At 68.0% G+C, this 13243-nt stretch carries 12 protein-coding genes; 3 read left to right on the top strand and 9 right to left on the bottom strand.

Going from position 1 to position 13243, the window contains the following annotated elements:
• Positions 1-196 precede the first annotated feature (196 nt).
• Both AC5P5V_RS06970 and sppA read left to right on the top strand, forming a co-directional pair.
• Positions 197-1561: an MATE family efflux transporter gene (locus tag AC5P5V_RS06970; protein WP_134969307.1), complete on the top strand. Its 1365-nt coding sequence runs from the start codon at positions 197-199 to the stop codon at positions 1559-1561.
• Between the two features lie 115 nt (positions 1562-1676).
• Entirely contained in the window at positions 1677-3599 is a 1923-nt protein-coding gene (gene sppA, locus AC5P5V_RS06965) for a signal peptide peptidase SppA (protein WP_061478137.1), read from the top strand.
• Between the two features lie 125 nt (positions 3600-3724).
• On the opposite strand, the gene AC5P5V_RS06960 is transcribed toward sppA, so the two are convergent.
• Positions 3725-3937 (bottom strand): hypothetical protein, encoded by a 213-nt coding sequence (locus tag AC5P5V_RS06960; protein WP_134969306.1) that lies wholly within the window; start codon positions 3935-3937, stop codon positions 3725-3727.
• A 111-nt stretch (positions 3938-4048) separates the two neighbouring features.
• On the opposite strand from AC5P5V_RS06960, the gene AC5P5V_RS06955 reads away from it, so the two are divergent.
• Positions 4049-4825: an SDR family oxidoreductase gene (locus AC5P5V_RS06955; protein WP_134969305.1), complete on the top strand. Its 777-nt coding sequence runs from the start codon at positions 4049-4051 to the stop codon at positions 4823-4825.
• Between the two features lie 49 nt (positions 4826-4874).
• Here AC5P5V_RS06955 and AC5P5V_RS06950 read toward each other — a convergent pair whose 3' ends face one another.
• From AC5P5V_RS06950 to dprA, 8 genes are all read right to left on the bottom strand, one after another.
• Positions 4875-5585 (bottom strand): hypothetical protein, encoded by a 711-nt coding sequence (locus AC5P5V_RS06950; protein WP_231352339.1) that lies wholly within the window; start codon positions 5583-5585, stop codon positions 4875-4877.
• Between the two features lie 34 nt (positions 5586-5619).
• On the bottom strand, positions 5620-6309 hold the full coding sequence (locus AC5P5V_RS06945; RefSeq protein WP_231352338.1) for a DUF4124 domain-containing protein: 690 nt from the start codon (positions 6307-6309) through the stop codon (positions 5620-5622).
• Positions 6310-6352: 43 nt separating this feature from the next.
• Entirely contained in the window at positions 6353-6943 is a 591-nt protein-coding gene (tsaC, locus tag AC5P5V_RS06940; RefSeq protein ID WP_005419629.1) for an L-threonylcarbamoyladenylate synthase type 1 TsaC, read from the bottom strand.
• Positions 6944-7041: 98 nt separating this feature from the next.
• The gene (locus tag AC5P5V_RS06935; RefSeq protein WP_134969340.1) at positions 7042-9525 is read right to left on the bottom strand and encodes a DNA topoisomerase I; all 2484 of its coding nucleotides are present in this window, start codon (positions 9523-9525) and stop codon (positions 7042-7044) included.
• 193 nt (positions 9526-9718) lie between these two features.
• Positions 9719-10648 carry an RDD family protein gene (locus AC5P5V_RS06930; protein WP_005419625.1) on the bottom strand — a complete coding sequence of 310 codons (930 nt, stop codon included), beginning with the start codon at positions 10646-10648 and terminating at the stop codon, positions 9719-9721.
• A 49-nt stretch (positions 10649-10697) separates the two neighbouring features.
• The gene (locus tag AC5P5V_RS06925; protein WP_134969339.1) at positions 10698-11456 is read right to left on the bottom strand and encodes a pilin; all 759 of its coding nucleotides are present in this window, start codon (positions 11454-11456) and stop codon (positions 10698-10700) included.
• Between the two features lie 39 nt (positions 11457-11495).
• A complete protein-coding gene (locus tag AC5P5V_RS06920; RefSeq protein WP_005419622.1) occupies positions 11496-11969 on the bottom strand; it encodes a DUF494 family protein in 474 nt (157 codons plus the stop codon).
• Between the two features lie 43 nt (positions 11970-12012).
• A complete protein-coding gene (dprA, locus tag AC5P5V_RS06915; protein ID WP_154351477.1) occupies positions 12013-13140 on the bottom strand; it encodes a DNA-processing protein DprA in 1128 nt (375 codons plus the stop codon).
• Positions 13141-13243 lie beyond the last annotated feature (103 nt).

Below are 13243 nucleotides of genomic sequence, written 5' to 3'. Positions count from 1 at the left end.
GAGGGGATTAAGTCGCATCCGGCACTGACGGGCCTGAAACGACTTAATCCCCTCCGCCCCCTTTTTTGTGTGGGGCGGCTGAAACCCAGCATTCACGCCATGTCATGGGAATGCAGGCGCCGCCCGCGTAAGATGAGCGCCCGCAACCCGGTGCCTGTGCCCTTCGCGCGCAACCGCAGTTCGCGTCAAGCACCTTATGTCTACTGCAACCTCCACGCCGTGCTTCAGCAAGGAAGTCGGCGCCACCGGTCTGCTCGCCCTGCCGCTCGTGCTGGGCCATGTGTCCACCGGTCTGATCTCCTTCGTCGACAACGTGATTGCCGGCCACCACGCTACGGCGACCCTTGCCGCAGTCACCATCGGTACGGCGCTTTTGTGGCTGCCGATGCTGATTCCGATCGGCACCCTGATCTCGCTCACCGCTTCGGTGTCGCAGCTGCACGGCGCCGGCCGCGAGCGCGAGATCGGCCCGCTGTTCCGCCAGGCACTGTGGCTGGCGCTAGGGCTGGGGCTGATCATGTTCACCTTCCTCACCGTGGTGCCGCCGCTGCTGCCGGCCTTCGGCATCGCGCCGGACATCGTGCCGGGGGCGACCGCGTTCCTGCATGCGGTGCGCTGGGGTGGCCCGGCGCTGACCCTGTACTTCTGCATGCGCTATCTCAGCGAGGGCATGCACTGGACGCTGCCGACCATGCTGCTCGGCTTCGGTGGCCTGCTGGTGCTGGCACCGATGGGCTACGTGCTGGCCAATGGCAAGCTCGGCTTCCCGGAGTTGGGGGCCGAGGGCCTGGGCATCGCTTCGGCGGTGATGATGTGGCTGCAGGCGACCGCATTCGCCCTGTATCTGTGGCGGACCAAGCGCTTCGCCCATCTGCAGCTGTTCTCGCACTTCGAGGGACCGCGCTGGAAGGCGATCTGGGAGCTGCTGCGTACCGGCCTGCCGATCGGCATCACCGTGTTGATGGAAGGTGGCCTGTTCATCGTCACCGCCTTGCTGATCGGCCGCCTGGGCGCCAATGAAGCGGCGGCACACCAGATCGCGATCAACGTCGCGCAGCTGTGCTTCATGATCCCGATGGGCGTGGCCGAGGCCACCACCGTGCGCGTCGGCCATGCGGTCGGCCGTGGTGACGGCTTCGGCGTGCGGCGTGCGGCCTGGGCCGGCTACGCGATCATCATGGGCACGCAGACGTTGTCAGCGGCGGTGCTGCTGTTCGGCCACGATGCCATCGTCGGTGTGTACACCAACGACCTGGCAGTGGCCGGCCTGGCCTCGACCCTGCTGCTGTACGCGGCCACCTTCCAGTTCCCGGACGGCATCCAGGTGCTGTCGGCGGGCGCGCTGCGCGGCCTCAAGGACACCCGCGTGCCGATGTTCATCGCCATGTTCGCGTACTGGGGCCTGGGCATGCCGCTCGGCGCCGGGCTCGGCCTGGGGCTGGGCATGGGCCCGCAGGGCATGTGGATCGGCCTGATCGTCGGCCTGACCGCCGCTGCCATCCTGATGGGCTGGCGCCTGCGCCGCAGCAGCCAGCGCATCGGGCAGTCCGCGCTGTCCTGATCTTCCTGCCCGCCATGCCGACCCATGGCGGGCGATCCCCTGACTTGTGTCCGATGCCGCATCACGCGGCACCGGCTATGCTGGTACCACGGCAAGAAGCCATCCGGAGCGTTCCATGAATCAACCCGTGCCCCCGCTGCCCCCGGCGCGTCGCAACCCCGTCGCCAGTTTCTTCATCGGGCTGTGGGACGTCATGAACTTCACCCGCCGGTTGATCCTCAACCTGGTGTTCTTCGGCCTGCTGTTCCTGCTGCTGGTGATGTTCGTCATCGCCGCCGGCATGGGCGCCGGTGCCAGCAAGTCGCTGCAGGACCGCACCACCCTGGTGATCGCGCCGGAGGGCCGCCTGGTCGAGCAGTTCAGTGCCGATCCGGTCAGCCGCGCACTGGCCAAGGCAGTGGGTGACAACGGTGCCGAAGAGATCCAGCTGCGCGATCTGCTGCGGGTGATCGAGTCGGCCAAGGACGACAAGAAGATCGAGCGCGTGGTGCTGGAGCTGGACAAGCTGCAGCCGTCCGGCTTCGCTTCGCTGCGCGAAGTGGCCGCCGCGCTGCAGGATCTGCGTGCCTCCGGCAAGCAGCTGGTGGCCTACAGCGAGAGCATGGGCCAGTCGCAGTACCTGCTGGCCGCGCAGGCCGACGAGGTCTACCTGGACCCGATGGGTTCGGTCGTGCTCGAAGGCCTCGGCCGCTACCGCCAGTACTTCCGCACCGGCCTGCAGGACAAGCTGGGCGTGGACGTGCACCTGTTCAAGGTGGGCGAGTACAAGTCCGCGGCCGAACCGTACGTGCTCGACGCCGCGTCGCCGGCCTCCAAGGAAGCCGACCTGTTCTGGATGAACGATGTGTGGCAGCGCTATCTGGGCGACATCGCCAAGGCGCGCCGCCTGGATCCGGCGCAGCTGGCTGCCGGCATCGACACGCTGCCGGAAGGCATTGCCGCCGCCGGTGGCGACCTGGCCAAGTTCGCGCTGCAGCAGAAGCTGGTGACCGCGCTGAAGACCCGCGAGGAGTTCGAGGATCTGATGATCGAGCGCGGCGTGGCCGACGAAGACGCCGACGGTGGTTTCCGCAACGTCGACTTCGGGCGTTACCTGGCCCTGCTCGACGCGCGCCGCAACCCGGTGGACTCGCGTCCGCAGGTGGCCGTGGTGGTGGCTGCCGGCGAGATCAGCGGTGGCGACCTGCCGGCCGGCCGCATCGGCGGAGAGTCGACCTCAGCGCTGTTGCGCGCCGCGCGCGACGACGACAACGTGAAGGCCGTGGTGCTGCGCGTCGATTCGCCGGGCGGTGAGGTGTTCGCCTCCGAGCAGATCCGCCGTGAAGTGGTGGCGCTGCAGGCCGCCGGCAAGCCGGTGGTGGTGTCGATGGGCGACCTGGCTGCCTCCGGCGGCTACTGGATCAGCATGAATGCCGATCGCATCTACGCCGATCCGTCGACCATCACCGGTTCGATCGGCATCTTCGGCATGGTGCCGAACTTCAGCCGCGCGCTGGACAAGATCGGCGTGCACACCGATGGTGTCGGCACCACCCGTTTCGCCGGTGCATTCGATGTCACCCGCCCGATGGATCCGGCCGTGGGCCAGGTCATCCAGTCGGTGATCAACAAGGGCTACGCCGACTTCACCGGCCGCGTCGCCGACGCCCGCAAGAAGCCGGTCGAGGCGGTGGACGAGGTGGCTCGCGGCCGCGTGTGGAGCGGTGCGCAGGCCAAGGAACGGGGCCTGGTCGATGCCTTCGGTGGCCTGAAGGATGCCGTGGCCGACGCTGCCAGCCGTGCCAAGCTGGGCAAGGCCGACGCTTATCGCGTGCGCTACATCGAGAAGGCGGCCACGCCGTTCGCACAGTTCGTCAGCGGTTTCGCCGGCAGCCGCGCCGGTGCCTGGATGCTGTCCGATTCGGGCATGGCACGGATGATGCTGGCACGCACGATGCCGGAAGTGGATACGCAGCTGCGCTTTGTCGAGAACGCGGCCCGCGAGAAGGGCAATGGCGCACCGGTGAAGGCGCTTGCTTACTGCTTCTGCGGGTTCTGACGGAAGCCATCCACGCAGGGCGTGGAACTACTGGACAGCGAAACGCCCGGCCTTGGCCGGGCGTTCTCGTTCATGGGGTCGGATCCCTTGGCTTCGCAAAGGGCTCTGACCCCATAGGCCACTCGTCATTGCGCCGCGTCGACCTCGGCCTTGCGCTCGCGAGCGGCGGCTTCATCCACGGCCTTCTGCGCGCCCTTGGCGCGGTCCAGTGGCTCCTGCATCGCACGCGACATCGCCTTGGGTACCGGTGGCTTCTCCGGGTTCGGCGTCGGCGGACGCTGGCAGGCCACCAGCAGCACGATGGCCAGCAGGGACAACGACAGGATCAGGATGCGCATGGCGGTACTCCGCGGTGGGCGTTCGCGCAGTGTCGCATCTCCGGCAACGCCCTGCCGTGAGCGCGTATCCTTGCGGCATCGAAACACAGCGGGCGCGGCCCCGGAGGACACATGACCCAGCAACGGTGGCGCCTGGACGGCCAGACTGCCCTGATTACGGGCGCCAGCGCCGGCATCGGCCTGGCCATCGCGCACGAACTGGCCGGCCTCGGCGCCGACCTGATGATCGTGGGCCGTGACATCGATATGCTGGAGACGACGCGCGACGAACTGCTGGACGTCTATCCGCAGCACCAGGTGCATGCCCTGGCTGCCGATGTCTCCGATGACGAGGACCGCCGGCAGATCCTGGACTGGGTGGAGGACCACAGCGATGGCCTGCACATCCTGGTCAACAACGCCGGTGGCAACGTCACCAAGGCGGCCACGGAGTATTCCGAGGACGAATGGCGCAAGATCTTCGAGACCAACCTGTTCTCGGCCTTCGAGCTGTCGCGCTACGCGCATCCGCTGTTGGCGCGGCATGCGTCGTCGTCCATCGTCAACGTCGGCAGCGTATCCGGCCTGACCCACGTACGCAGTGGCGTGGTCTATGGCATGACCAAGGCCGCGATGCACCAGATGACCCGCAACCTGGCCGTCGAGTGGGCGGAGGATGGCATCCGGGTCAACGCGGTGGCGCCCTGGTACATCCGCACGCGGCGCACGTCCGGTCCGTTGTCGGACCCGGACTACTACGAGGAAGTGATCAACCGCACGCCGATGCGTCGTATCGGCGAGCCGGAGGAAGTGGCTGCCGCGGTAGGCTTCCTGTGCCTGCCGGCGGCCAGCTATGTCACCGGCGAGTGCATCGCAGTGGATGGTGGTTTCCTGCGCTACGGGTTCTGATCTTCCGAGGGGTAGCGCCGGCCAGCGGCCGGCACTGCCGGCATGTCAGTCACCCCGGTACCGGGCAGTTGCTGGCCTCCAGCACGCCCTGCAACCGTTCGCGTTCCCCCCGGGCCTTGTCGCGGTTCTCCGGCGAGGCGAACCGCTCGCGGCCACGTGCGTCGCGGAAGCGTTGCTGCCAGCTGCTGCAGCGCTGCGCGTCCGGCAGTTCCTCGCAGCGGTCGCGCACCACTTCGCAGCCTGCAGCGTTGACCGGTGTGGCGCCGCCCAGGCCCTGCACGGTCATCAGTTCGCAGCGGCCGGGGGCAGCCTCGTATTCGTGCAGGTAGCCACCGCCCTGGCTGTCGGTGCACTGGAAGATGGGCGGCAGCGGCGGCTTCGGCGGCGCATTGCTGTCCGGCGCGGCATCGGCCTGGCGTGGCAGCGATGCACTGTCGAGTATCAGATCGCCGCCTTCGCGTTCGACCATGCCGGCTTCCATGATCGTGCGTCCTTCGCCGGGGCGGCGGGGGCTGGGCGCGGAAGCCGGCGGCATACCCGCCGCCGCCGGTGCGGGTGGCGACGGCACAGGGGCCGGCGTGGGCGACGCACTGGCAGCGGCCGGAATCCGCACCACCTGCTGCTTGCTGCCGGCAGGGCAGGGCGTACGTTGCAGGGTGGGCACATCGCTGTTGCTGGAGGTGCAGCGGTAGATCACCCCGTCGTCGGCCACTGCGTTGCCGGCGAACAGGCCCAGGGCCAGCCAGATCAGGTTCTTCATGCGCACAGCGTACATGCCACGGCAGGTGCTGCGCTCAGCGTTCGCAGTCGCGCGACAGGCGCGCGTCGATGCCACGCTGTTCGTTGCTGATGGCGGTGCGTTCACTCTGCAGCGCGCTGTTGTAGCGGAGGTCCAGTTCCCAGCGGCGGTCGCGCAGGCGCGCGCAGACTTCCTGTGGCGGCAGCGCATGGCAGCTGTCGCGGACCAGCACGCTGCCGGCCGGAACCTGTACACCGACACCTACCGCTGGCGGCCGGTAGCCGGTTCCTTCACCGATGGGGGTGCCGACCGGCGTGCCGAAGGCCGGGCGTGGGCCGGGATGGACCGGGCCGTGGTGCCCGTGCGGGAGCCAGACGCTGGTCCACAACGGCACCCAGCGCGGATTGCCCTCGTTGTTGTCGCTGGTGTAGCGGCGACCGTCGTCGCTTACGCACTCGTACAACGGTTGTGGTGGCTGGAGGTAGACGTGGCGGACCTCACGATCACGCATCACCGGAACCTCGTCCGGCCGGGCGGGTGCCGCGTCGCTGCGCACCACCCGGGGGGCCGGGTCGCGCGGGCGCTGCAGGTCACGCACTTCCTGCCGGCCACTGCTGCATGGCTTGTCCTGCAGGGCCACGGCGCCGTTGCTGGCGACACAGCGGTACACGCGCACGTCCTCGGCGGCGGGTGCGGTCCATGGCAGCAACAGGCACAGGCCCAGGGCGGTGCGCAGCAGGTTCATGGCGGCAGGGTGCGTGATTGTCCGCGGCAGTGCAATCGTCGGTTCAGGAGCGCAGTACGTTGCCGCTGAGCGCGTCGCGGATCGGGGTTGGCTGGGCCAGGCCGCCGGTCTCGCCGTCGAGGAGGCCATCGAGCAGGCGCAGCAGGCGCGGATCGAGCTCGGCACGGCTGCGGGCCGGTGGTTCACCGGCCAGGTTGGCGCTGGTGGAGACCAGCGGGCCACCCCAGGCGCGGCACAGGGCGGCGACCAGCGGGTGGGCGCTGATGCGCACCGCGATACCGCTGTGTTCGCCGGTGACCCAGGGCTGCGCGTGCGGACCGGCCGGCAGGATCCAGGTGTTGGCGCCCGGCCAGCTGGCCAGCACCGCGCGCTGGCGGGCGTCGGGCAATGCCTGCAGGCGGACCCAGCCCTCCAGCTGCGACAGTTCGGCGGCGACCAGGATCATGCCCTTTTCGATCGGGCGCTGCTTCAGCCGCAGCACCGCGTGCACCGCGGCTTCATGTGACGGATCGCAGCCCAGGCCCCAGACCGCTTCTGTGGGATAGGCGATCACGCCACCGGCGCGGAGCGTGGCGACAGCAGAGTTCAGGGTGAGTTCTTTCATGACGGCGACCGGCCCGGCGTGGGCCTCCATTATCCCTCCGCTGCGTGCAGAAGGGGTGGTCGGCGCGGACGGTAGGTGCGGACCGTTGGTCCGCACACCTTGCCACCTCATCCACGCACGGTGTGGATCTACTTCTTTGCGGCGGTCTTCTTGACGGCCTTCTTCGCCGGTGCCTTCTTTGCGGCAGCTTTCTTCACCGCCTTCTTGGCCGGCGCTTTCCTGGCCGCTGCCTTCTTCGGCGCTGCTTCCTTCTTCACTGCAGCCTTCTTGGCCGGCGCCTTCTTCGCGGCGGCTTTCTTGGCGCCGAAGCCCTTGCGCACCGGCTTGCCGGTTTCTTCCATCAGCTGTTGCACTTCGGCCAGGGTCAGCGAGGCCGGCTCGCGATCCTTGGGGATCTTGCCGTTCATCTTTCCATCGCTGATGTACGGGCCGAAGCGGCCGTTCAGCACCTGGATGTCGCTGCCCTCGAACTCCTTGATGATCCGGTTGCGCGCGATCTCTTCCTTCTCTTCGATCAGGAATACGGCGCGGGCCAGGTCGATGGTGTACGGGTCATCTTCCTTCTTCAGCGAGGCGTAGGTGCTGCCGCGCTTGGCGAACGGGCCGAAGCGGCCGATGCCGACGCTGACCGGCTCACCATTGTCCTCGCCCAGCGCGCGCGGCATCAGGAACAGTTCCAGCGCGTCTTCCAACGAGATGGTGTGCATCGACTGGCCGGGGCGCAACGAGGCGAACTTCGGCTTTTCCTCGGCGTCCTCGGCAGTGCTGCCGATGGCAGCATACGGCCCGAAACGACCCAGCCGCACGCTGACCGGCTTGCCGGTCTTGGGGTCGGTGCCGAGCTCGCGCGCGCCACTGGCCTCGGCGCGGTCGACCGATTCCTTCTTGTCTTCGACCAGTTCCTTGAACGGCTCCCAGAAACGGGCCATCAGCGGAATCCATTCTTCCTCACCGCGCGAGACGGCATCGAGCTCGTCCTCAAGCCTGGCGGTGAAGTCGTAATCCACGTACTGGGTGAAGTGGCTGGACAGGAACTTGGACACCGCGCGGCCCACGTCGGACGGGCGGAAGCTGCGGCCTTCCATTTCCACATACTTGCGGAACAGCAGGGTCTGGATGATCGAGGCGTAGGTCGAAGGACGGCCGATGCCGTACTCTTCCAGCGCCTTCACCAGCGCCGCTTCGGTGTAGCGCGGCGGTGGCTGGGTGAAATGCTGTTCGGCCAGGATGCGTTCCAGCGGGATGCGGTCGCCCGGCTTCATCGCGGGCAGCTTGCGGCCCTCATCTTCGTCCTCGGCGCTCTTGTTGTCCTTGCCTTCCTCGTACACGGCCAGGAAGCCGGGCACGACCACGGTGGTGCCGCTGGCGCGGAACACGTGTTCGCTGCCGGCCGACAGGTCGACGCTGACGGTGTTGAGCGTGGCCGGGATCATCTGGCAGGCCACCGCACGCTTCCAGATCAGCTCGTACAGGCGCCGCTCGTCGTCGGTCAGGAAGCGGGCGACCTGCGACGGCGTGCGCAGGGCCGAGGTCGGGCGCACCGCTTCGTGCGCTTCCTGGGCGTTCTTCGACTTGGTCTGGTAGGTGTTGGGCTGGTCCGGCAGCGAGGCGATGCCGTAGTCGCGGGCGATCACGTCGCGGATTTCCGCCAGCGCGTCCTGCGACAGGTTCACCGAGTCGGTACGCATGTACGAAATCAGGCCGACGGTGCCTTCGTCGCCGATGGCCACGCCCTCATACAGCTTCTGCGCCACCTGCATGGTCTTGCGGGTGGTGAAGCCGAGCTTGCGCGAGGCTTCCTGCTGCAGGGTGGAGGTGGTGAACGGCGGCGCCGGGCGGCGCTTGCGCTCCTTGCTGGCCACGTCGGTGACGTGCAGCGAACCCTGCGCGGCCTGCTGGATGCGCATGCGCGCCGCTTCAGCGGTGTCGCCATCGGTGATGGTGAACTGCTCGAACTTCTGCCCGTCCAGCTTGACCAGCTTGGCATTGAAGTGCTGGGACGGGTGCGCGCACTCGGCAGCGATCGACCAGTACTCGCGGGCGATGAAGGCTTCGATCTCTTCCTCGCGCTCGACGATCATGCGCAGCGCCGGGCTCTGCACGCGGCCGGCGGACAGGCCGCGCTGCACCTTGCGCCACAGCACCGGCGACAGGTTGAAGCCGACCAGGTAGTCCAGCGCGCGGCGGGCCTGCTGGGCGTCGACGAGGTCGCTGGCGATCGCGCGCGGCTGGCTGATCGCTTCCTTGATGGCCCGCGGGGTGATCTCGGTGAACACCACGCGCTGCATCGGCTTGTCCTTGACCAGCCCGCGCTCCTTCAGGATCTCGGCGATATGCCAGCTGATCGCTTCACCCTCGCGATCCGGGTCGGTTGCCAGCAGGATGTCGTCGGCGCCCTTGGCGGCCTTGGCGATCGCATCGACATGCTTTTCGTTCTTGTCGATCACGTCGTAGTGCATGGCGAACCCGTTGTCCGGGTCGACCGCGCCTTCCTTCGGAATCAGGTCACGCACATGCCCATACGAGGCCAGGACGGTGTAGTCCTTGCCGAGGTATTTGTTGATCGTCTTGGCCTTGGCCGGCGATTCGACGATGAGCAGGTGCTTGGGCATGGCAGCAGTGTCTGTGGGGCGAGCCGCAGGGAAGGGGCCGCTAGGGTGGAGCAAACGGCCGCATTAGTGAAGCGGCCACGGACAAATCAATACGCTGAACGCCCGGTAGTGTGCCGGGCGTTCAGGTTTCACCTTATTAGAGGAATCACGCCCGGCCAGCCCCTGTCAAGCAGCCAGACGTGAGGATGGCCGTTCATGAGGCCATCTTGGCGATGAAGCCGACCGCAGCCACCAGCAGCACCAGGCCCGCCACCGTCAGCAGGCCGGTCAGCACCAGGATCACGATGGTGACCGTACCCAGCTCATGGCGCTGCAGCTGCGGCTGGTCGGTGTAGGCCCAGCGGTCGACCACCAGGGTGTCGCAGATCATGTCGTGCAGGCCCTGCTTGCGCTCGGTGAAGGCGGCCATCAGGAAGCCGATGCCCAGGGTGAAGCTGCTCAGCAGCATGGCCCAGTAGCGACCGAAGGCGCGGCCACGGGTCAGGCGGTCACCGTTGCTGCGCACGACCTTGATGCCGACCGCCATCTTGCCCAGCGTGGCGCCGCCCTGCGAGGAATGGAACCAGGTGTAGTAGGCCACGCCGATGGCCATGTTGATCAGCGCGCTGGCCAGCTGCGCGACGATTTCGATGGAGGTTTCGCCACTGCCCACCGCGCCCATGCTGGCGCCAAGCACCACACCGATGATGGCGCCGATGATGCCGCCCGGCACGGCCAGCACGAAGTAGTCGATCATGTAGGCCGCGACGCGCTTCCAGAAGCCGGCGTAGACCACCTCGCCGCCGATCACCGGCCGCGCGCCACCGGCAGCGGCGGCGGCCGGGGCGTTGTAGGGCGAGCTGCTGAGCGCGCCCGTGCCAGGCAGCGGCGCAGTGCCGTTGTCGATGGCGGCGTAGTCGCTGCGCAGGTCGAAGCCGCCACTGGCAGTGGCGGTGCTGGCGTCGGCCAGCGTCTGCAGGCCCAGTTCATCGACCACCTGGCGCAGTGCAGCCCACTGGGCCATGCCTTCGCGCCAGACCAGGGTGTCCAGGTTCAGTTCGCCGCGCTGGAAGCGCTGGCGGATCTCCTGGACCGACAGCGGGCCCTGGCGTTGCTGTCCTACGGCGTAGTACCACTCAGTCATTGCATGTTCCCTGTTGGATCGTCCTTGGAGGTGCTGCCGTGCGCGTGGCTCAGCCGCGGCATGACGTCGGCAGGTACTTGTCGTCGCTTTCACCGCTGCATTCCCAGCGGCCGCTGTCGCGATCATATTCCAGCCACAGCAGGTCGCCATCGAGGCTCTTGCCGGGCACGGCCAGCGTTGCTTCGATGCCACAGTGGCCGTTGTTGAAGCGGCCGATGTTCACCGCCGACAGGCCGGCCTGGGTGAAGTCACCCGGGGCCGGGAAACCGGCATCGTTGGCGCCGGGGCAGCGGCCTTCATCGTCGGCGAAGTGCTGCACCTGCTGTTTCAGCGGCTGCAGGGCATTGACCGCGGTCGCGATCCTGGCACGCACGGTGTAGTCGCTGTATGCGGGCAGCGCGATCGCCGCGAGGATGGCCATGATCGGTACCAGTACCAGCAGCAGGCCGCCGCCGATGATCGCGGTCAGGGCGCAACCGGAGAGCTTCTTCTTCGGCGGCGGCAGGACCCCGGCCGCCGCCTGGGTGGCATAGGGCGTGGACGGCGGCAGTACAGGCGGCTGCGGCGGAGGCGGGGCCACCGGTTCCGGTTCCGGCTCGGGTTGCTGGGCCGGCGCAGCAACGTCCAGCGCCGGCACGATCAGGCCCAGCTCGTCGACAACGGTGCGCAAGGGCTGCCATTGCGGCAGGCCGTCGCGCCAGACCAGGGTGTCCAGGGAGATCTGGTTGTTTCGGAACAACTCGACCAACTGTTCCGCCGGCAGCGGGCCTTGCTGCCGGTTGCCTTCTGCATGGAACCACTCGCTCACGGGGACGCTCCTGAATGCGCTATGCCCCCAAGTGTACGGTCAGTGAAGGGGTTCTGGCTCGTCCATGAACATCTGCGTCTCCATCCAGGCATAGGCCGCTTCGGAGCCGGGCTGGTTGAACAGCACCATCAGCACGACCCATTTCAGGTCGTCCAGGTCCAGTTCGTCCTGGTCCAGGGCCATCGCCCGGTCCAGCACCAGCTCGCGCTGGTCGGCGTCGAGGATGCCGTGCTGTTCCAGGTACAGCAGGAAGCCGCGGCATTCCACATCCAGCTTGTCCAGCTCGGGGCCATGGTAGATGCGCACGGGGCCGTCGACCCTCGCCTGGGCCACGCTCGGCCGCTGGGCGGCCAGGGCATCGAGCCAGTCGAACGCCTTGTTGATCTCGGTGGGGCTGAAACCGGCCTGGATCAGGCCGTTCTGCAGCGAATCGCGGTCACGGATCAGGTCCGCATCTTCGCTGAAATAGTGTTCAAACAGGTACAGCAGTACATCCAGGATGCTCTCTTTCATTGCCCCTCGGCCTGCGTCGCGCGACGCTGTGGAGGTGAAGAAACTAGGGAGTTCGACAGTAGCGGCCGTGTACGCACACCACGATTCCCGCCAGTTCCATGGCCAGCAGCATGGAGGACACCTGGGACGCCGTCAATCCACAGCGCGTGATCAGTGAATCCATACCGCTTGGGTTGTGGTCCAGGGCTCGCCACAAGCACTGGTAGTCAGGGTCGTCGGCCCAGCGCGCCGGCAGGACGGCCGGCAGTGCCTGTTCAGTGGGGGTGGCCAGCCGCGATTGCAAGCCCGGCAGTTGCTGGCGAAGGGCGGGGGCGAGCAGTTCCAGAACCTCCTCGGGGCGCTCGACCAGCGCCGCGCCCTCGCGGATCAGGCGGTGGCAGCCAGCCGCGCGCGGGTTGAGCACCGACCCGGGCAGGGCACAGACCTCGCGGCCTGCCTCGGCGGCCAGGCGCGCGGTGATCAGCGCGCCCGAACGCTGCGCGGCCTCGACCACCACGGTGGCCAGCGCCAGCCCGGCTACCAGCCGGTTGCGCGCGGGGAAGTGGCCTGGGCGGGCCGCCGTACCCGGCAGGTACTCACTGAGTACCACGCCCTCGGCGGCGATGCGCGCCTGCAGCCGGGCGTGGCTGTCCGGATAGGCGCGGTCAGGGCCCGTGCCGATCACCGCCACGGTGCAGCCACCGGCCTCCAGCGTGGCCTGGTGCGCAGCCGCATCGATGCCTGCGGCCAGGCCGCTGGTCACCGCCAGGCCCGCCTCGACGAAGCAGCCGGCAAAACGCGCGGCCAGTGCGCGCCCGCCCGGGGTGGGGGAACGGCTGCCGACCAGCGCCACCGACGGGCGCCAGGCCAGGCTGGGGTCTCCGGCGACGAACAGCGCCAGCGGCGGGTTGGGCACCTCCAGCAACGAGGGTGGAAAGGCCGGATCGGTGCAGGGCAGCAGGTGATGGTTGTCCTGTTCCAGCCAGCGCAGGGCGGATGCACACGCCCGGGCGTCGGGACGTTCCAGCGCGGCGCATTGCTCCGGCGTGCAGCCGTGCGCGCGCCAGTTCGCCGGGCCTTGCGCGATGGCGGCTTGCGCACCGCCCGCGGCCTGCAGCAGGGCCCGTCGTGGCGCCAGTGCGCCTCCCGCCATCAACAGGCGCAGCAGCGCCTCATATGCATGCGTGGTCATCCCCCACTATCGGCCGCACGCAACAAAGGCGCCCTAGGGCGCCTTCGCATGTGATCGTCAGGTTTTCCCGCAGACGCCTGCCGGGCAGCGGCCGGCACGCCCG

Source organism: Stenotrophomonas sp. YJH_SMC_130, from assembly GCF_059369035.1.
The sequence above is the reverse complement of the archived record's forward strand: the minus strand, read 5'-3'. Positions and strand labels throughout refer to the sequence as shown.